Source organism: Sulfuriflexus mobilis, assembly GCF_003967195.1.
Taxonomy (GTDB): domain Bacteria; phylum Pseudomonadota; class Gammaproteobacteria; order AKS1; family AKS1; genus Sulfuriflexus; species Sulfuriflexus mobilis.
Genome location: NZ_AP018725.1, coordinates 2,390,678 through 2,407,169, shown reverse-complemented (window position 1 = coordinate 2,407,169; position 16,492 = coordinate 2,390,678). Strand labels below are relative to the sequence as shown.

General features: G+C 52.3%; 30 protein-coding genes. All 30 read left to right on the top strand.

The genetic code is table 11. The annotated features are described in order from the left end of the window. The first annotated feature begins 137 nt into the window (after nt 1-137). Complete coding sequence (gene rpsL, locus EL386_RS11860) at nt 138-512, top strand: 30S ribosomal protein S12 (protein ID WP_126456457.1); 375 nt, start codon at nt 138-140, stop codon at nt 510-512. A gap of 19 nt (nt 513-531) precedes the next feature. Beyond that, entirely contained in the window at nt 532-1,002 is a 471-nt protein-coding gene (gene rpsG, locus EL386_RS11855) for a 30S ribosomal protein S7 (RefSeq protein ID WP_126456456.1), read from the top strand. A gap of 27 nt (nt 1,003-1,029) precedes the next feature. Next, nucleotides 1,030-3,132 carry an elongation factor G gene (gene fusA, locus EL386_RS11850; protein ID WP_126456455.1) on the top strand — a complete coding sequence of 701 codons (2,103 nt, stop codon included), beginning with the start codon at nt 1,030-1,032 and terminating at the stop codon, nt 3,130-3,132. 53 nt (nt 3,133-3,185) lie between these two features. Next, nucleotides 3,186-4,376 carry an elongation factor Tu gene (gene tuf / locus EL386_RS11845; protein WP_126456454.1) on the top strand — a complete coding sequence of 397 codons (1,191 nt, stop codon included), beginning with the start codon at nt 3,186-3,188 and terminating at the stop codon, nt 4,374-4,376. A gap of 5 nt (nt 4,377-4,381) precedes the next feature. Next, entirely contained in the window at nt 4,382-4,708 is a 327-nt protein-coding gene (gene rpsJ / locus EL386_RS11840; protein WP_126456453.1) for a 30S ribosomal protein S10, read from the top strand. A 28-nt stretch (nt 4,709-4,736) separates the two neighbouring features. Then, entirely contained in the window at nt 4,737-5,381 is a 645-nt protein-coding gene (gene rplC, locus EL386_RS11835; RefSeq protein ID WP_126456452.1) for a 50S ribosomal protein L3, read from the top strand. A gap of 10 nt (nt 5,382-5,391) precedes the next feature. Further along, on the top strand, nt 5,392-6,015 hold the full coding sequence (gene rplD, locus EL386_RS11830; protein WP_420856718.1) for a 50S ribosomal protein L4: 624 nt from the start codon (nt 5,392-5,394) through the stop codon (nt 6,013-6,015). Then, entirely contained in the window at nt 6,012-6,302 is a 291-nt protein-coding gene (rplW, locus tag EL386_RS11825; protein WP_126456451.1) for a 50S ribosomal protein L23, read from the top strand. Before rplD ends, rplW begins: the two co-directional genes overlap by 4 nt. Before the next feature lie 18 nt (nt 6,303-6,320). Beyond that, on the top strand, nt 6,321-7,148 hold the full coding sequence (gene rplB, locus EL386_RS11820; RefSeq protein WP_126456450.1) for a 50S ribosomal protein L2: 828 nt from the start codon (nt 6,321-6,323) through the stop codon (nt 7,146-7,148). A gap of 16 nt (nt 7,149-7,164) precedes the next feature. Further along, on the top strand, nt 7,165-7,437 hold the full coding sequence (rpsS, locus tag EL386_RS11815; RefSeq protein ID WP_126456449.1) for a 30S ribosomal protein S19: 273 nt from the start codon (nt 7,165-7,167) through the stop codon (nt 7,435-7,437). Between the two features lie 13 nt (nt 7,438-7,450). Then, nucleotides 7,451-7,786, top strand: coding sequence for a 50S ribosomal protein L22 (rplV, locus tag EL386_RS11810; RefSeq protein WP_126456448.1), 336 nt, complete (start codon nt 7,451-7,453; stop codon nt 7,784-7,786). A gap of 7 nt (nt 7,787-7,793) precedes the next feature. After that, a complete protein-coding gene (gene rpsC, locus EL386_RS11805; RefSeq protein WP_126456447.1) occupies nt 7,794-8,471 on the top strand; it encodes a 30S ribosomal protein S3 in 678 nt (225 codons plus the stop codon). Between the two features lie 15 nt (nt 8,472-8,486). Then, nucleotides 8,487-8,900, top strand: a complete 414-nt coding sequence (rplP, locus tag EL386_RS11800; protein WP_126456446.1) for a 50S ribosomal protein L16 — start codon at nt 8,487-8,489, stop codon at nt 8,898-8,900. Continuing rightward, entirely contained in the window at nt 8,900-9,094 is a 195-nt protein-coding gene (rpmC, locus tag EL386_RS11795) for a 50S ribosomal protein L29 (RefSeq protein WP_126457351.1), read from the top strand. Before rplP ends, rpmC begins: the two co-directional genes overlap by 1 nt. Continuing rightward, nucleotides 9,094-9,363 carry a 30S ribosomal protein S17 gene (rpsQ, locus tag EL386_RS11790; protein ID WP_126456445.1) on the top strand — a complete coding sequence of 90 codons (270 nt, stop codon included), beginning with the start codon at nt 9,094-9,096 and terminating at the stop codon, nt 9,361-9,363. The genes rpmC and rpsQ overlap by 1 nt, the downstream gene beginning before the upstream one ends. Nucleotides 9,364-9,384: 21 nt before the next feature. Then, nucleotides 9,385-9,753, top strand: a complete 369-nt coding sequence (rplN, locus tag EL386_RS11785; RefSeq protein WP_126456444.1) for a 50S ribosomal protein L14 — start codon at nt 9,385-9,387, stop codon at nt 9,751-9,753. 16 nt (nt 9,754-9,769) lie between these two features. Next, nucleotides 9,770-10,087, top strand: a complete 318-nt coding sequence (gene rplX, locus EL386_RS11780; RefSeq protein WP_126456443.1) for a 50S ribosomal protein L24 — start codon at nt 9,770-9,772, stop codon at nt 10,085-10,087. 14 nt (nt 10,088-10,101) lie between these two features. Beyond that, on the top strand, nt 10,102-10,641 hold the full coding sequence (gene rplE, locus EL386_RS11775) for a 50S ribosomal protein L5 (protein WP_126456442.1): 540 nt from the start codon (nt 10,102-10,104) through the stop codon (nt 10,639-10,641). A gap of 12 nt (nt 10,642-10,653) precedes the next feature. Beyond that, nucleotides 10,654-10,959 (top strand): 30S ribosomal protein S14, encoded by a 306-nt coding sequence (rpsN, locus tag EL386_RS11770; RefSeq protein ID WP_126456441.1) that lies wholly within the window; start codon nt 10,654-10,656, stop codon nt 10,957-10,959. 21 nt (nt 10,960-10,980) lie between these two features. Continuing rightward, nucleotides 10,981-11,376, top strand: a complete 396-nt coding sequence (gene rpsH, locus EL386_RS11765; protein ID WP_126456440.1) for a 30S ribosomal protein S8 — start codon at nt 10,981-10,983, stop codon at nt 11,374-11,376. 14 nt (nt 11,377-11,390) lie between these two features. Then, nucleotides 11,391-11,924 (top strand): 50S ribosomal protein L6, encoded by a 534-nt coding sequence (gene rplF / locus EL386_RS11760; protein WP_126456439.1) that lies wholly within the window; start codon nt 11,391-11,393, stop codon nt 11,922-11,924. A gap of 10 nt (nt 11,925-11,934) precedes the next feature. Continuing rightward, entirely contained in the window at nt 11,935-12,288 is a 354-nt protein-coding gene (gene rplR, locus EL386_RS11755) for a 50S ribosomal protein L18 (RefSeq protein ID WP_126456438.1), read from the top strand. Between the two features lie 12 nt (nt 12,289-12,300). After that, nucleotides 12,301-12,810, top strand: coding sequence for a 30S ribosomal protein S5 (rpsE, locus tag EL386_RS11750; protein WP_126456437.1), 510 nt, complete (start codon nt 12,301-12,303; stop codon nt 12,808-12,810). Between the two features lie 3 nt (nt 12,811-12,813). Further along, nucleotides 12,814-12,999, top strand: a complete 186-nt coding sequence (rpmD, locus tag EL386_RS11745; protein ID WP_126456436.1) for a 50S ribosomal protein L30 — start codon at nt 12,814-12,816, stop codon at nt 12,997-12,999. A gap of 2 nt (nt 13,000-13,001) precedes the next feature. After that, entirely contained in the window at nt 13,002-13,436 is a 435-nt protein-coding gene (gene rplO, locus EL386_RS11740) for a 50S ribosomal protein L15 (protein ID WP_126456434.1), read from the top strand. Further along, complete coding sequence (gene secY / locus EL386_RS11735) at nt 13,437-14,780, top strand: preprotein translocase subunit SecY (protein WP_126456432.1); 1,344 nt, start codon at nt 13,437-13,439, stop codon at nt 14,778-14,780. Nucleotides 14,781-14,835: 55 nt separating this feature from the next. Continuing rightward, entirely contained in the window at nt 14,836-14,949 is a 114-nt protein-coding gene (gene rpmJ / locus EL386_RS11730; protein WP_126456430.1) for a 50S ribosomal protein L36, read from the top strand. 116 nt (nt 14,950-15,065) lie between these two features. Further along, the gene (rpsM, locus tag EL386_RS11725; protein WP_126456428.1) at nt 15,066-15,422 is read left to right on the top strand and encodes a 30S ribosomal protein S13; all 357 of its coding nucleotides are present in this window, start codon (nt 15,066-15,068) and stop codon (nt 15,420-15,422) included. Nucleotides 15,423-15,449: 27 nt separating this feature from the next. Continuing rightward, on the top strand, nt 15,450-15,842 hold the full coding sequence (rpsK, locus tag EL386_RS11720) for a 30S ribosomal protein S11 (RefSeq protein ID WP_126456426.1): 393 nt from the start codon (nt 15,450-15,452) through the stop codon (nt 15,840-15,842). Between the two features lie 16 nt (nt 15,843-15,858). After that, nucleotides 15,859-16,485: a 30S ribosomal protein S4 gene (gene rpsD / locus EL386_RS11715; RefSeq protein ID WP_126456424.1), complete on the top strand. Its 627-nt coding sequence runs from the start codon at nt 15,859-15,861 to the stop codon at nt 16,483-16,485. The last annotated feature ends 7 nt before the right edge of the window (nt 16,486-16,492 follow it).

Here is a 16,492-nt window from a genome sequence, read left to right as displayed (position 1 = left end):
AACTCTCCCTAAAATTACGCGCCTTCATTGACCAGCTGGGCAGATAACCCCGACCGGTCAGAATCGAAATATATTAATAGCAAGCGTTCAGCCAGGGCTGGGCGCTTAGTTTATTTTAGGGCTGGAGAACAGAGTTAATGGCCACGATTAATCAGCTGGTGCGCAAGCCACGTAAGCGCCCGATTGAAAAAAGTACAGTGCCTGCACTGGAAGCATGCCCGCAAAAGCGTGGCGTTTGCACCCGTGTATATACAACGACACCGAAAAAGCCGAACTCAGCGATGCGTAAGGTTGCTCGTGTGCGTCTGACCAATGGTCAGGAAGTCACTACTTATATTGGTGGTGAGGGCCATAACCTTCAGGAGCACTCTGTGGTCCTGATTCGTGGTGGTCGTGTAAAGGATTTGCCTGGTGTGCGTTACCACACCGTGCGCGGCACGCTGGATACCTCCGGTGTTACTGAGCGTAGGCAGGGTCGTTCAAAGTATGGCGCCAAGCGCCCTAAAAGCTAATTGAGTCGGGATTTTAGAGATGCCGAGAAGAAGAGAAGTACCGAAACGCATTATTTTGCCGGATCCGAAATTCGGAAGCGAAATGCTGGCAAAATTTATTAACGTGGTCATGGAAAGTGGCAAGAAGTCTGTTGCTGAGCGCATCGTTTACGGCGCGCTGGGCACGGTTGCTGAGCGTACCAAGGCTGATGCCCTTGAGGGTTTCACCAAGGCGCTGGATAACATCCGCCCAATGGTTGAGGTGAAGTCTCGCCGTGTGGGTGGTGCAACCTACCAGGTGCCTTGCGAAGTCCGTCCTCATCGACGTACCGCACTCGCTATGCGCTGGCTGGTAGAAGCCGCCCGCAAGCGTGGTGAAAAATCGATGGGTATGCGTCTGGCCGGTGAAGTCATGGACGCCATTGAGCAGCGCGGTTCGGCTGTGAAGAAGCGTGAAGAAACACATCGCATGGCTGATGCGAACAAGGCCTTCTCGCACTATCGCTGGTAAGGATTAGATCGATAGAGGCGGTTCGTCGTGGCACGCAAGACACCTATCGAACGCTATCGAAACGTCGGCATTATGGCGCATATCGATGCCGGCAAGACGACGACCACCGAGCGCGTTCTGTTTTATACAGGCGTCTCGCACAAGATTGGTGAAGTGCACGATGGTGCTGCCACCATGGACTGGATGGAGCAGGAGCAAGAGCGCGGAATTACGATTACCTCCGCTGCCACAACCTGTTTCTGGTCCGGGATGGACAAGCAGTACCCGGAGCACCGTATCAACATTATTGATACGCCTGGGCACGTCGACTTCACGATTGAGGTGGAGCGTTCGCTGCGAGTATTGGATGGCGCCTGTGCAGTATTTTGCGCTGTCGGTGGTGTAGAGCCACAGTCTGAAACCGTATGGCGACAGGCAAACAAGTACCACGTACCGCGCATGGCCTTCGTCAACAAGATGGACCGTGCAGGGGCAGATTTTCTGCGTGTTGTTAAGCAGATTAAAGAGCGCCTCGGTTCGAATGCTGTACCGATTCAGCTGAACATCGGTGCAGAAGATGGTTTTGAGGGCGTGATTGATTTAATCCGCATGCAGGCTATCTACTGGAATGAGGCCGATATGGGCGTGACCTATGAGGCCAGAGATATTCCGGCCGAGCTGCTGGACAAGGCCAATACACTGCATGAGCAGATGGTCGAGTCAGCCGCCGAAGCCAACGAAGAATTGATGGAGAAGTACCTGGAGACAGGTGACCTCTCGGAAGAAGATATTGTTGAAGGTTTACGCCTGCAGACACTAAGGAACGAGGTTGTTCCTTGTCTGTGTGGCTCAGCCTTCAAGAATAAGGGCGTGCAAGCCATGCTCGATGCGGTTATCAAGTTTATGCCGTCACCGGTCGAGGTCCCGGCGATTACCGGCATCCTTGATAATAAGGAAGAATCGGAAGGTTCGCGTAAAAGCTCGGATGACGAGGCCTTTGCGGCGCTGGCCTTCAAGATCGCGACCGACCCGTTTGTCGGCACGCTGACCTTCTTCCGCGTGTACTCCGGCGTGTTGAAGTCGGGTGATACGGTGTACAACCCGGTAAAGGGTAAGAAAGAGCGCGTTGGTCGCATCCTGCAGATGCACTCCAACAGTCGAGAAGAGATTAAAGAAGTCCGTGCCGGTGATATTGCCGCTGCGGTGGGACTAAAGGATGTCACCACGGGTGACACCCTCTGCGATCAGGGTAACGTGATTACCTTAGAGCGCATGGAGTTCCCGGAGCCGGTGATTGCGGTGGCCGTGGAACCCAGAACCCTGGCTGACCAGGAGAAGATGGGGCTTGCCCTGTCGAAGCTGGCGCAGGAAGACCCATCATTTCGTGTTAACACGGATGAGGAGACCGGTCAGACCATCATCGCCGGGATGGGTGAGTTGCACCTCGACATTATTGTCGACCGCATGAAGCGTGAGTTTGGTGTTGAGGCCAATGTGGGTAAACCACAAGTGGCCTACCGCGAAACGATTCGCAGCGTGGTAGACAAGGTGGATGGCAAGTTTATTCGCCAGTCAGGTGGTCGTGGTCAGTATGGCCATGTGGTTCTCAAGCTGGAACCACGGGAGCGAGGTGCTGGTTACGAGTTCGTCAACGACATCGCTGGCGGTGTGGTACCGAAGGAATATATCGGTGCCGTAGATAAAGGAATTAAGGAACAGCTGGAAAACGGCGTTATCGCCGGCTTCCCGTTGGTAGACATCAGGGTCACCCTGTTTGACGGGTCCTACCATGATGTTGACTCTTCCGAGATGGCGTTTAAGATCGCCGGCTCGATGGGGGTCAAGGAAGGTGTCAAGATGGCCGATCCGGTCCTGCTTGAGCCGATTATGAAGGTTGAAGTCGTTACCCCGGAAGATTACATGGGTGACGTCATGGGCGACCTGAGTCGCCGCCGCGGTTTGCCAACCGGCATGGATGATTCGCCTTCGGGCAAGATTATTCGTGCTGAAGTGCCGTTAGGTGAGATGTTTGGTTATGCCACTGACTTGCGTAGTGCCACACAGGGCCGCGCCAGTTACAGCATGGAATTTGAGAAGTATGGTGAAGCTCCGAATAAAGTCGCAGATGCGGTGATTAGGAAGACTTCTTGATAATTGGTTTTTATTACAAACGTAACAGTTGAATCGAGAAAGAGGGTAACAGCGTGTCCAAGGAAAAATTTGAACGAACGAAACCGCATGTAAATGTGGGAACGATTGGTCACGTTGACCATGGTAAGACGACACTGACGGCGGCGATCACCAAGGTCATGGCAGAGGCGATGGGCGGAACAGCCAAGGCGTTTGACGAAATCGACAACGCCCCGGAAGAACGCGAGCGCGGTATTACGATTGCGACCTCACACGTTGAGTACGAATCTGAGAACCGCCACTACGCCCACGTTGACTGCCCGGGCCATGCTGACTACGTAAAGAACATGATCACCGGTGCGGCGCAGATGGACGGTGCGATCCTCGTCTGTAGTGCCGCCGATGGCCCCATGCCCCAGACCCGTGAGCACATCCTGCTGTCGCGTCAGGTTGGCGTCCCGCACATCGTCGTATTCCTGAACAAGGCCGACATGGTCGACGACGAAGAACTGATCGAACTGGTCGAAATGGAAATTCGTGAACTGCTCGACATGTACGACTTCCCGGGAGACGACACCCCGATCATCCGCGGTTCCGCGCTGAAGGCCCTGGAAGGCGACACCTCCGAAATTGGTGCCCCGTCCATCCTCAAGCTGGTCGCCGCCATGGACGAATACTTTCCACTGCCGGAACGCGCCGTAGACGGTGACTTCCTGATGCCGGTGGAAGACGTCTTCTCCATCTCCGGACGTGGCACCGTGGTGACCGGTCGTATCGAGCGCGGCATCGTCAAGGTGGGTGAAGAAATTGAAATTGTCGGTATCAAAGATACCGTGACCACCACCTGTACCGGTGTTGAAATGTTCCGCAAGCTGCTTGACCAGGGTCAGGCCGGTGACAACGTTGGAATCTTGCTGCGAGGCACCAAGCGTGAAGACGTAGAACGTGGCCAGGTACTGTGTAAGCCGGGTTCCATCAAGCCGCACACCAAGTTTGAAGCCGAAGTCTACGTGTTGAGCAAAGATGAAGGCGGTCGTCATACCCCGTTCTTCAACGGCTACCGTCCGCAGTTCTACTTCCGTACCACCGACGTCACAGGTGCCTGTGACCTGCCGGAAGGTATCGAGATGGTGATGCCGGGTGACAACGTTAAGATGACCGTGACCCTAATCGCACCGATTGCGATGGAAGAAGGTCTTCGTTTTGCAATTCGTGAAGGTGGCCGCACCGTGGGTGCCGGCGTCGTCGCGAAGATTATAGAGTAAATAGAATGGCTAAGGCAGCTGCAGAAAACCAACGCATACGTATTCGCCTGAAGGCTTTCGATCATCGCCTGATCGACCAGTCTGCTCGTGAAATCGTTGAAACCGCACGTCGCACTGGTGCGCAGGTTCGTGGTCCTATTCCACTGCCTACGCGTAAAGAGCGTTTTACCGTGCTGATTTCGCCACATGTCAATAAGGATGCGCGTGACCAGTACGAAATTCGTACGCACAAGCGCCTGATGGATATCGTCGACCCGACAGACAAGACCGTAGATGCTTTGATGAAGCTGGACTTGGCAGCCGGTGTTGATGTGCAAATCAAGCTGAATTAACAGCTGTAGGCCCGAGAGAGATAAAGCAATGACTATCGGTGTAATTGGTCGCAAGGTTGGAATGACACGCATCTTTACAGATGAAGGTGCCTCTATTCCTGTGACAGTGATTGAAGTGGAACCAAACCGCATCACGCAGATGAAGGCGGACGACAGCGATGGATACCGTGCAGTACAGGTAACTACCGGCACACGTCGCGCATCTCGTGTCACCAAGGCCCAGGCAGGTCATTTTGCCAAGGCGGGTGTTGAGGCAGGTCGCGGTGTTTGGGAATTCCGTCTGGCTGACGGTGAGGGTGATGACTTTGCCGCCGGTGGCGAAATCAAGGTCGACATCTTCCAGGAAGGTCAGAAAGTTGATGTTACCGGTACCAGTATTGGTAAGGGTTTCCAGGGTGGTATCAAGCGTCATAACTTTAGTATGCAAGACGCCACACACGGTAACTCACTTTCGCACCGCTCAAATGGTTCGATTGGTCAAAACCAGACACCGGGTCGTGTGTTCAAGGGTAAAAAGATGTCAGGACACATGGGTAGCGTACGCAGAACACAGCAGACTCTCGAAGTGGTTCGCGTTGATGCTGAAAATAACTTGCTGCTGATCAAGGGTGCCGTACCAGGCTCCAAGAACGGCGATGTAATGGTGACACCTGCCGTTAAGGCACGTAGTTGAGGACATAGTTGTGGATCTGAAACTGACAACGGCAACGGGCAAGGCTTCATCAAAGAGTATTACTCTCTCTGATGATGTATTTGGTCGTGATTTTAATGAGGCACTCGTGCACCAGGTTGTAACTGCCTACCAGGCAGGTGGCCGTGCCGGTACTCGCGCGCATAAGAATCGCAGCGCAGTTAGCGGCGGTGGTGCCAAGCCTTTCGCACAGAAAGGTACTGGTCGTGCCCGTGCAGGTACAACACGTGGCCCAATCTGGCGTACGGGTGGTAAAACTTTTGCAGCCGTCCCCAAGGACTGGTCGCAGAAAGTAAATCGCAAGATGTATCGCGGTGCAATCAAGTCAATTCTGTCGGAATTGCTTCGTCAGGAACGTCTGGTTGTTGTCGATAAGTTCGACACCGAGGCACCGAAGACCAAGGAAGTCACTGACAAGCTGGGTAAGCTGGGTATTGTTGATAATGTACTGATTGTTACCGAAGCCATGGATGAGAACCTATATTTGTCAGCACGAAATATCCCGAAGGTCGATGTTATCGATGTTTCCGGTGTGAACCCGCTTGACCTGGTGCGTTTTGATAAAGTGCTGGTGACTGTGGATGCACTGAAGAAGATTGAGGAGAACCTGGCATGAATCAGGAACGCCTGCTGAAAGTAATCGTCGCGCCACATATCTCTGAAAAGAGCACTATGTCGGCCGACAAGGCTGGTCAGTTTATCTTTAAGGTTGCGATTGATGCCACCAAGCGTGAGATCAAGAGCGCTGTTGAACAGCTGTTTGAAGTTGAAGTTGCTGATGTGAAAACGATGACCGTGCGCGGCAAGATGAAATATACGCGCACCCCTGGTAAACGTCCGAACTGGAAAAAGGCGATTGTTTGCCTGAAGCCGGGTCAAGACATCGATTTCGTATCAGCCTGATAAATAAGGGTTAGGGCAATGGCAGTAGTAAAGGCAAAACCAACCTCAGCGGGTCGCCGTTTCGTCGTCCAGATTAAGACGCCGGATCTGCACAAGGGTGCACCTCATGCACCGCTGCTTGAGAAGAAGTCAAAGAATGCGGGCCGCAACAACAATGGCCGCATCACTGTGCGCCATCGTGGTGGTGGTCATAAACAGCATTACCGTATTATGGACTTCCGTCGCGACAAAGATGGTATTGATGCCAAGGTAGAGCGTATTGAGTACGATCCAAATCGTACGGCCCATATTGCCCTGTTACTGTATACGGATGGCGAACGCCGCTACATTATCGCGCCTAAGGGCGTGAAGGCCGATGACGTGCTGGCATCTGGTACGGATGCGCCTATCAAGACGGGCAATTGCCTGCCACTGCGCAACATCCCGGTCGGTAGTACGGTTCATTGCATTGAGATGAAGCCAGGCAAGGGTGCGCAGATTGCACGAAGTGCCGGCACCTCTGCACAGCTGGTTGCGCGTGAAGGTCAATACGCCACCCTGCGACTGCGTTCCGGTGAAATGCGCAAGATTCACATTGACTGCCGTGCCACCATTGGTGAAGTCGGTATGTCAGAACATAACCTGCGCAAGCTGGGTAAGGCCGGTGCTACGCGCTGGCGCGGTGTTCGTCCGACCGTTCGCGGTGTGGTAATGAACCCGGTAGACCATCCACATGGTGGTGGTGAAGGCCGTACCTCTGGTGGTCGTCACCCGGTTTCACCTTGGGGTGTACCCACTAAGGGTTACAAGACGCGCAGCAACAAGCGTACCGATAAAATGATCGTGCGCCGTCGTAGCGCTAAGTAAATAGAGGAATAGAAGCGTGCCACGTTCCATTACTAAAGGGCCTTTTGTTGACCTTCATCTGACGAAGAAGGTGAATGAGGCTGTCGAGACCAACAACAAGCGCCCAATCAAGACCTGGTCGCGTCGTTCCATGATCGTGCCTGATATGCTCGGTCTGACCATTGCCGTGCATAACGGACGTCAGCATGTGCCAGTGCTTATCACTGAGAACATGGTAGGTCACAAGCTGGGTGAATTTGCTGGCACACGTACCTTTAAGGGTCACGTGGCCGACAAGAAGTCCAGGTAAGGAGATTACGAGCATGCAGGTCAACGCAAAACTAAGTGGTGCACGTATTTCGGCGCAAAAGTGTCGTCTCGTTGCAGACCAGATCCGCGGCAAGTCCGTAGAAAAAGCGATTGATATTCTGGCTTTTAGCCCGAAGAAGGCCGCTACTATCGTCAAGAAGCTATTGATGTCAGCGATTTCAAATGCTGAGCACAATGAAGGTGCTGATATTGATGAGTTAAAAGTATCAACAATTTTTGTTGATGAAGGTAAGACTATGAAGCGCTGGCGTGCCCGCGCACGTGGTCGTGCCAATCAGATTCTGAAACGTAGCTGTCACATTACTGTGACGGTTTCCGACGAGAAGTGAGGTTGTAATGGGTCAGAAAGTACATCCAATTGGTATTCGCCTCGGCATCGTCAAAGACTGGACGTCGAAGTGGTACGCGGATAGCAAAGATTACGCAGGTATGCTGTTCACCGATCTGAAGGTGCGCGAGTTTTTGAAGAAGAAGCTTGCCGGCGCATCGGTGAGTCACATCCAGATCGAGCGTCCTGCGAACAATGCGCGCATTACGATTCACACTGCGCGCCCGGGTATCGTTATCGGCAAGAAGGGTGAAGATATCGACGTTCTGCGCCAGTCCGTTTCGAAGATGATGGGTGTGCCTGTTCACATCAGTATCGAAGAGATTCGCAAACCGGAACTGGATGCCTACTTGGTGGCTGAGAACATCGCCCAACAGCTCGAGCGTCGTATTATGTTTCGTCGTGCCATGAAGCGCGCGGTAACCAACACCATGCGTCTTGGTGCACAAGGGATTCGTATTAATGTCGCTGGTCGTTTGAACGGTGCCGAAATCGCTCGTACCGAGTGGTATCGCGAAGGTCGTGTACCACTTCACACACTGCGTGCTGATATCGATTATGGCTTTGCCGAAGCGAATACAACCTACGGCATCATTGGTGTAAAAGTCTGGATCTTCAAGGGTGAAGTTATCGGTCGTCAGCAAGACGCCGTAGAAGCTGCTCCTGAGAAGGCCGCGGCAAGCTGATAGGGGTATTGATAGATGCTGCAGCCAAAACGAACAAAATTCCGCAAACAGATGAAGGGCCGCAACCGCGGTCTTGCACAAAGTGGTAACAAGGTCAGCTTCGGCGAGTTTGGCCTGCGTGCTGTTGATCGTGGGCGCATTACCGCGCGCCAGATTGAAGCGGCTCGTCGTGCAATGACACGTTACGTCAAGCGTGGTGGTAAGATCTGGATCCGTGTGTTCCCGGACAAGCCAATTTCGAAGAAGCCACTTGAAGTACGTATGGGTAAAGGTAAGGGTAATGTTGAATACTGGGTAGCACAGATTCAGCCAGGCCGCATGCTTTACGAAATGGAAGGTGTCGATGAGTCGATTGCGCGTGAGGCGTTTCGTCTTGCGGCAGCCAAACTTCCACTTAAGACCACCTTTGTGACGCGGACGGTGATGTGATGAAGGCAAGTGAATTGAAAGATAAGAGCGTAGAAGATCTGAACAAAGATCTGCTTGAGCTGGCACGTGAGCAGTTCAACCTGCGCATGCAGAAGGGTACCGGTCAGCTGGCCAAGCCACATCTGCTTAAAGAAGTGCGTCGCAACATAGCGCGCGTCAAGACCGTGTTGAACCAGAAAGCAGGTGCCGCGTAATGAGTGAAAAGCAGGAAGACTTGCAACGCACGGTTACAGGCCGTGTGGTAAGCGACAAGATGGATAAGAGTATTACTGTGCTCGTAGAGCGCAAGGTGCCGCATCCTCTTTACAAAAAGTACATTCGTCGTTCTACAAAAATGCATGCGCATGATGAGAACAACGAATGCCGTCAGGGTGACATCGTTACAATCGCTCAATGCCGTCCATTGTCCAAGAGCAAGTCATGGACCCTGGTTAAGGTTGTTGAACAAGCGAATCAGGCGTAAAGGCGAAAAGGTAGTAAGACCATGATTCAGATGCAAACAATGCTTGATGTGGCTGACAACAGTGGCGCACGTCGTCTCATGTGCATCAAGGTGCTCGGCGGCTCACATCGTCGCTACGCCCGTGTCGGTGACATTATTAAGGTCACCATCAAGGAAGCGATTCCTCGTGGCAAGGTTAAGAAGGGCGACGTCTACAATGCCGTTGTTGTTCGTACAAGAAAAGGTGTTCGTCGTCCAGACGGTTCTTTGATCCGTTTTGACGGTAACGCAGCAGTGCTGCTGAATGCTAACCTCCAGCCAATTGGTACTCGTATCTTTGGCCCGGTAACTCGTGAATTGCGTACAGAGAAATTTATGAAAATTATTTCTCTTGCGCCAGAAGTGCTTTAAGCCTGGGGATTCAATTATGAATAGAATCAAAAAAGGTGATGAAGTCATCGTTCTGACCGGCAAGGACAAGGGTCGTCGCGGTAACGTGATTCGCGTTATGGAAGACAACCGTGTTCTGGTTGAGAACATTAATATGGCCAAGCGTCACACTAAGGCAAACCCGCAAGCGGGTATTGCTGGTGGCATCATTGAGAAAGAAATGCCTTTGCATGCTTCGAATGTTGGCCTGTACAACCCTGCAACCGGTAAAGCCGATCGTATTGGCTTTAAAGTCCTGGACGACGGTCGCAAGGTACGTTATTTCAAATCCAACAACGAAGTTGTTGACGCGTAAATCGGGTGCAGAGCATGGCAAGACTGCAAGAAAAGTATCGTGACACTATCGTCAAGCAGCTGATGGATGAATTCAGCTACAAGAGCGTGATGGAAGTGCCTCGTATCGAAAAAATCACACTCAACATGGGTGTCGGCGAAGCTATAGATGACAAGAAGGTTATGGAGCATGCTGTTAGTGACATGACCCAGATATCCGGTCAGAAGCCTGTAGTGACAGTGGCTCGTAAGTCAGTTGCCGGCTTTAAGATCCGTGAAGGGTATCCAATTGGCTGCAAGGTGACCCTGCGTAGTAAACGCATGTATGAGTTTATGGATCGCCTGATTAGTGTTGCGATTCCGCGTATTCGAGATTTCCGTGGTTTGAACGGTAAATCCTTCGATGGGCGTGGTAATTACAGTATGGGTGTCAAAGAACAGATTATGTTTGCAGAAATCGATTACGACAAGATTGATGCGCTGCGTGGTATGGATATTACTATTACTACCACTGCAAAGAGTGATGAGGAAGGTCGTGCGCTACTGAAGGCGTTCAACTTCCCGTTCAAGAACTGAGGAAAGACTGGCATGGCAAAGAAATCGATGATTAACCGTGAGCTCAAGCGTGCAAAGCTTGTTAGCAAGTATGCTGTTAAGCGTGCTGAGCTTAAGGCCAAACTCAAGGACCCGAGCCTGAGTGATGAAGAGTATGAGCTGGCTTACAAGCAGTTTCACTCTCTGCCACGTGATTCCAGTGTAGTGCGCAAGCGCAACCGCTGTAATCTGACCGGTCGTCCACACGGTTATTATCGTAAGTTTGGTTTGTCACGTAACAAGCTTCGTGAAGCTGCCATGCGTGGTGATGTTCCAGGTCTGGTCAAGGCCAGCTGGTAATCAGGATTTAGGAATAAGCCCATGAGTATGAACGACCCAATCGCCGATATGCTGACCCGTGTTCGTAACGGTCAGATGGCAAAAAAGGTTGATGTAAGCATGCCTTCCTCTAAACAGAAGGTTGCTATTGCCAAGGTACTGAAAGATGAGGGTTTCATCTCAGGTTACGCTGTCACCGAAAACGGTGCCAAGCCTGAGCTGAGCATTACCCTTAAGTACTATGAAGGAAAGCCTGTGATCGAGATGCTCAAGCGCGTTAGCCGTCCAGGGCTGCGCACTTATAAGGCCTCCGATGAGATACCAAAAGTTGTTAATGGTATGGGTATTGCCATTGTCTCCACCTCAAAGGGTGTGATGACAGATCGCGCTGCACGCAAGGAAGGTTGCGGTGGCGAGATTCTTTGTTACGTAGCATAAGTTAGGTCAGTCAAATGTCCAGAATAGCGAACCAACCTGTTGAACTGCCTAGTGGTGTAGAAGTCACCCTGAACGGTCAGCAGATTAATGTAAAAGGCGGCAAGGGCGTATTGGCCCATGACATTCATCAGTCTGTAGAAGTCACGCAGGCGGATAATGTGCTGACCTTTGCGGCACGCAGTAAAGACAAGCAGGCGAATGCGCTTGCGGGTACAACCCGTGCACTGGTTAATAACATGGTTACTGGTGTCAGCCAGGGCTTCGAGCGCAAGATGGAACTGGTTGGTGTGGGTTATCGTGCCCAGGCCAAGGGTCAGATCCTGGACTTGACGCTTGGTCTTTCGCACCCGGTTAACTATGCGATTCCGCAAGGGATCACAATTGAAACACCCTCGCAGACAGAAATACTTGTCAGGGGTGTCGACAAGCAGCTCGTCGGTCAGGTGTGTGCGGAAATCCGTGCATGGCGTCCGCCGGAGCCGTACAAGGGTAAAGGTATTCGCTTTGCGGGTGAACATATCGTCCGTAAGGAAGCGAAGAAGAAGTAAGGTGGCGACAATGGATAAAAGAGCTTCTCGTATACGTCGTGCACTGCGTGCGCGCAGCAAAATTCGCGAATTGGGCGCACATCGCCTGAGCGTGCATCGCACACCGCGTCACATGTACGTACAGTTAATCGCGCCTAACGGCAGCGAAGTGCTGGCCAGTGCCTCAACACTTGATGCCGAAGTTAAAAAGGCGCTCAAGGGTAGTGGTAATGTTGCTGCTGCTGCTGAAGTGGGTAAGGTGATAGCTGAACGTGCCAAAAAGGCCGGCATCACAGAAGTGGCATTTGACCGTTCCGGGTTCAAATACCACGGTCGAATCAAAGCACTGGCTGATGCAGCCCGTGAAAATGGTCTGCAGTTTTAACAGGGTTAAGTCATGGCTAAGTTTGATAATGCACAGAAGCAAGACGACTACATCGAAAAACTGGTTAACGTTAATCGTGTAGCCAAGGTAGTTAAGGGTGGTCGCATCTTTAGCTTTACCGCACTGACTGTGGTCGGTGACGGTAATGGCAAGATTGGTTTTGGTTACGGCAAGGCGCGTGAAGTTCCTGCGGCTATTTCCAAGGCCATGGAAGCGGCCCGTCGCAACATGATAACTGTTGACCTGAAAGACGGTGGTACTCTGCAACACACCATCCTCGGCAAGCATGGGGCGGCCAAGGTGCATATGCAGCCAGCTTCTGCCGGTACCGGTATTATCGCCGGTGGCGCAATGCGCGCAGTATTTGAAGTGGTCGGTGTGCACAACGTGCTGGCCAAGTGCATTGGTACCAACAACCCGATTAATGTTGTTCGCGCAACCATGAACGGTCTAAAGAGCATGGTTTCACCTGCTCAGATGGCTGCTAAGCGCGGCAAGACAGTTGATGAGATCCTGGGGTAAGTTATGGCCAATAAAATGCTCAAGGTAACACTGGTGCGTAGCACCTGTAAGCGACTTGCCAAGCACAAGGCTTGTGTTGCTGGTCTAGGTCTGCGTCGCATGCACCACACTGTAGAAGTTATTGATACGCCTGAGAATCGTGGCATGATCAACAAAGTTGCATACATGCTCAAGGTAGAGGAAGCATAAAGATGCGCCTGAATACATTAAAGCCTGCCGCAGGCAGCAAGAAAGACCCCAAGCGCGTTGGCCGTGGTATCGGCTCAGGTCTGGGCAAGACCTGTGGTCGTGGTCATAAAGGCCAGCACTCCCGCTCGGGTGGTTTCCATAAGGTCGGGTTCGAAGGTGGACAGATGCCAATTCAGCGTCGCCTGCCCAAGCGTGGTTTTATCTCACGTGTAGGCATGACAACGGGTGAAATTCGTCTGCACGAGCTGGCCAAGTGCGAAGGTGGCATTGTTGACATGGATAACCTGAAAAAGGCCAATGTCATTGGCAACAACACCAAACGGGTAAAGATTATCTTCTCTGGCGAAATCGCTACTGCAGTAACGGTTCGGGGTATCAAGTGCACCAAGGGTGCCCGTGAAGCCATCGAAGCCGCTGGCGGAAAGATCGAAGAATAAATGTCAGCTTCTGGTTCAACAATGGCCGCAGGTCTCGGTGGCGCCGGGCGCCTCACCGAGGTCAGACAACGTCTGTTTTTTCTGCTCGGCGCATTGCTGATCTTCCGCATCGGGACATTTATCCCCGTGCCCGGGGTAGACCCCACTGCAATGGCCGCGCTATTTGACCAGCAACGCGACAGCATCCTCGGCATGTTTAACATGTTTTCCGGTGGTGCACTGGAACGTATGTCGCTGTTTGCGCTCGGTATCATGCCATATATTTCGGCATCGATTATTATGCAGCTGCTGACGGTGGTATTGCCAAAGCTGGAACAGTTGAAGAAAGAAGGTGAAGCGGGTCGGCGCAAGATTACCCAGTACACGCGTCGCGGTACCGTAGTATTGGCGACTTTTCAGGCCATTGGTATTGCCGTTGCCCTGCAAAACCAGACGATTGCCGGTGGTGCAGTCGTACCTGTCCCGGGAACAGGTTTTATCTTCACCGCGGCTGTGACCCTGGTGACAGGTACCATGTTCCTGATGTGGCTGGGTGAGCAGGTGACGGAACGGGGTATCGGCAACGGTATCTCGATGATTATTTTTGCCGGCATTGCGGCCGGTCTACCCGCTGCGATTGGCGGCACACTGGAATTAGCGCGTACCGGGCAGCTGCCCTCTGCCCTGACCCTGTTCCTGTTTGTCCTCGCTATCGCCGTGATCGCCTTTGTGGTGTTTGTTGAACGGGGCCAACGTCGCATCACGGTGAATTATGCGAAGCGCCAGCAGGGCCGAAAGATGTACGGTGGCACGACCTCACACCTGCCACTGAAACTGAACATGGCCGGTGTGATCCCACCGATTTTTGCCTCGAGTATTATTTTGTTCCCGGCTACCCTGGGTAGCTGGTTCAGTCAGTCAGAGGGTATGGAATGGCTGGCGGATATTGCAGCCAAGCTTGGCCCGGGCCAGCCGCTGTATGTCGCCTTTTACGCGGCAGCGATTATATTTTTCTGCTTCTTCTACACGGCGCTGGTGTTCAATTCCAAGGACACGGCGGACAACCTGAAGAAGTCCGGGGCGTTTATTCCGGGTATACGTCCGGGTGAGCAGACAGCCAAGTATATTGATGGTGTGCTATCGCGACTGACGATGGTGGGTGCGATTTACATTACCGGCGTCTGTCTGTTGCCCGAATTTTTGATTTTGACCTGGCAGGTGCCATTTTATTTTGGTGGTACATCACTGCTGATTATTGTGGTTGTCGTGATGGATTTCATGGCACAAATGCAGTCTCACCTCATGTCACACCAGTATGAGGGGTTACTGAAAAAGGCCAACCTTAAGGGTGGCGGGTTGCGCTAAACTCCGGTTTGCGTGGTAAGTTTTTGATTTAATAGTAGATTGCTGGAGCAAGACGATGAAAGTGCGTGCCTCCGTTAAAAAGTTGTGCCGTAATTGCCGTGTTATTAGGCGTAAGGGTGTTGTGCGAGTTATTTGTAAGAACGCTCGCCATAAACAACGTCAGGGTTAGCCTTGACGGGGTTGGTGTTTCGGAAGTAAAAACAGTATACTTGCGGGCTTTTCAGCCAGCCATTGTGGCCGGTTGTATCGCCCGTTTAAGCGATTGATTGTTGGAGAGTATTGAGAATGGCCCGAATAGCAGGAATTAACATTCCAGCGCAGAAGCACACGGTCATAGCGCTGACTTCGATTTACGGCATTGGTAACACCCGTGCACGTAATATCTGCAGCACTGCCGGTGTAGCGCCTGAGATCAAGGTCAGAGACCTGACCGAAGACCAGGTAGAAGCCCTGCGTACTGAAGTGAGCAAGACCGCCGTGGAAGGTGATTTGCGCCGCGAAGTGTCAATGAACATCAAGCGACTGATGGATCTGGGTTGCTACCGTGGTTTGCGTCATCGTCGTGGTCTGCCACTGCGTGGCCAGCGTACCAAGACCAACGCCCGTACACGTAAGGGTCCGCGTAAGCCGATCCGTCGATAAGATTTTTTAGGATAACAGGTTACAGTTATGGCAAAGCCAGCTTCCAAGGCCCCTCGCAAGAAGATTAAGAAGAACGTCGTTGACGGGATTGCGCACATTCATGCGTCCTTCAACAACACTATTATCACGGTTACCGATCGTCAGGGTAACGCCCTGGCCTGGGCGACCGCCGGCGGTTCCGGTTTCCGCGGCTCACGTAAGAGCACCCCGTTTGCTGCACAGGTTGCTGCCGAACGTGTAGGCAAGATGGTGCAAGACATGGGCATGAAGAATATGGAAGTCAACGTCAAGGGTCCGGGTCCTGGTCGTGAGTCCGCTGTCCGCGCCTTTAACGGACAAGGCTTCAAGATTACCAACATTACTGATGTGACGCCGATCCCGCATAACGGTTGTCGTCCACCGAAAAAACGCCGCGTTTAAGGCAGGAGATAGTACCTTGGCTAGATATATTGGTCCTAAATGTCGCTTGTGCCGTCGTGAGGGCGAGAAATTGTTCCTCAAGGGCGAGAAGTGCTTCACCAGCAAGTGCGCAATTGAAACCCGTCCTTTCCCTCCGGGGCAGCATGGTCAGCGTCGTACACGTCTGTCGGATTATGCTACGCAGCTGCGTGAAAAACAGAAGCTGCGTCGCATGTATGGCATTCTCGAAAAGCAGTTCCGTATGTACTACAAGGAAGCTGACCGTCGCAAGGGTTCAACCGGCGACAACTTGTTACAGCTGCTCGAGTCGCGTCTGGACAATGTAGTGTATCGCATGGGCTTTGGTATCTCCCGTAACGAGGCACGTCAGCTGATTCGTCACGGTGCCATTACTGTGAATGATACACGCGTGACTATTCCGTCATACCAGTTAAAGGCCAGTGACAAGGTTGCTGTTTCTGATAAGGGTAAGGAGCAACTGCGCACCAAGCATGCTGCCAAGTTCTCTGAACAGCGTACTATCCCGGACTGGCTGGATGTTGACCTGAGCAAGCTCAGTGGTGTCTTCAAGAGTGCACCTGAGCGCAGCGACCTGTCGGCAGAAATTAATGAACACCTTGTGGTCGAACTTTACTCGAAGTAATTCGGGT

Bases quoted from the DNA above. Each gene is read 5' to 3' on its own strand.
- rpsQ (WP_126456445.1), top strand. From the start codon at position 9,094: ATGAGTGAAAAGCAGGAAGACTTGCAACGCACGGTTACAGGCCGTGTG.
- secY (WP_126456432.1), top strand. From the start codon at position 13,437: ATGTCAGCTTCTGGTTCAACAATGGCCGCAGGTCTCGGTGGCGCCGGG.
- rplV (WP_126456448.1), top strand. From the start codon at position 7,451: ATGCAGGTCAACGCAAAACTAAGTGGTGCACGTATTTCGGCGCAAAAG.
- rplP (WP_126456446.1), top strand. From the start codon at position 8,487: ATGCTGCAGCCAAAACGAACAAAATTCCGCAAACAGATGAAGGGCCGC.
- rpsE (WP_126456437.1), top strand. From the start codon at position 12,301: ATGGCTAAGTTTGATAATGCACAGAAGCAAGACGACTACATCGAAAAA.
- rpsN (WP_126456441.1), top strand. From the start codon at position 10,654: ATGGCAAAGAAATCGATGATTAACCGTGAGCTCAAGCGTGCAAAGCTT.
- rpsL (WP_126456457.1), top strand. From the start codon at position 138: ATGGCCACGATTAATCAGCTGGTGCGCAAGCCACGTAAGCGCCCGATT.
- rpsG (WP_126456456.1), top strand. From the start codon at position 532: ATGCCGAGAAGAAGAGAAGTACCGAAACGCATTATTTTGCCGGATCCG.
- rplN (WP_126456444.1), top strand. From the start codon at position 9,385: ATGATTCAGATGCAAACAATGCTTGATGTGGCTGACAACAGTGGCGCA.
- rpmD (WP_126456436.1), top strand. From the start codon at position 12,814: ATGGCCAATAAAATGCTCAAGGTAACACTGGTGCGTAGCACCTGTAAG.
- rpsK (WP_126456426.1), top strand. From the start codon at position 15,450: ATGGCAAAGCCAGCTTCCAAGGCCCCTCGCAAGAAGATTAAGAAGAAC.
- rplR (WP_126456438.1), top strand. From the start codon at position 11,935: ATGGATAAAAGAGCTTCTCGTATACGTCGTGCACTGCGTGCGCGCAGC.
- rplE (WP_126456442.1), top strand. From the start codon at position 10,102: ATGGCAAGACTGCAAGAAAAGTATCGTGACACTATCGTCAAGCAGCTG.
- rpsH (WP_126456440.1), top strand. From the start codon at position 10,981: ATGAGTATGAACGACCCAATCGCCGATATGCTGACCCGTGTTCGTAAC.
- rplX (WP_126456443.1), top strand. From the start codon at position 9,770: ATGAATAGAATCAAAAAAGGTGATGAAGTCATCGTTCTGACCGGCAAG.
- rplW (WP_126456451.1), top strand. From the start codon at position 6,012: ATGAATCAGGAACGCCTGCTGAAAGTAATCGTCGCGCCACATATCTCT.
- rpsC (WP_126456447.1), top strand. From the start codon at position 7,794: ATGGGTCAGAAAGTACATCCAATTGGTATTCGCCTCGGCATCGTCAAA.
- rpmC (WP_126457351.1), top strand. From the start codon at position 8,900: ATGAAGGCAAGTGAATTGAAAGATAAGAGCGTAGAAGATCTGAACAAA.
- rplO (WP_126456434.1), top strand. From the start codon at position 13,002: ATGCGCCTGAATACATTAAAGCCTGCCGCAGGCAGCAAGAAAGACCCC.
- rpmJ (WP_126456430.1), top strand. From the start codon at position 14,836: ATGAAAGTGCGTGCCTCCGTTAAAAAGTTGTGCCGTAATTGCCGTGTT.
- rplB (WP_126456450.1), top strand. From the start codon at position 6,321: ATGGCAGTAGTAAAGGCAAAACCAACCTCAGCGGGTCGCCGTTTCGTC.
- rpsJ (WP_126456453.1), top strand. From the start codon at position 4,382: ATGGCTAAGGCAGCTGCAGAAAACCAACGCATACGTATTCGCCTGAAG.
- rplC (WP_126456452.1), top strand. From the start codon at position 4,737: ATGACTATCGGTGTAATTGGTCGCAAGGTTGGAATGACACGCATCTTT.
- rpsM (WP_126456428.1), top strand. From the start codon at position 15,066: ATGGCCCGAATAGCAGGAATTAACATTCCAGCGCAGAAGCACACGGTC.
- rplF (WP_126456439.1), top strand. From the start codon at position 11,391: ATGTCCAGAATAGCGAACCAACCTGTTGAACTGCCTAGTGGTGTAGAA.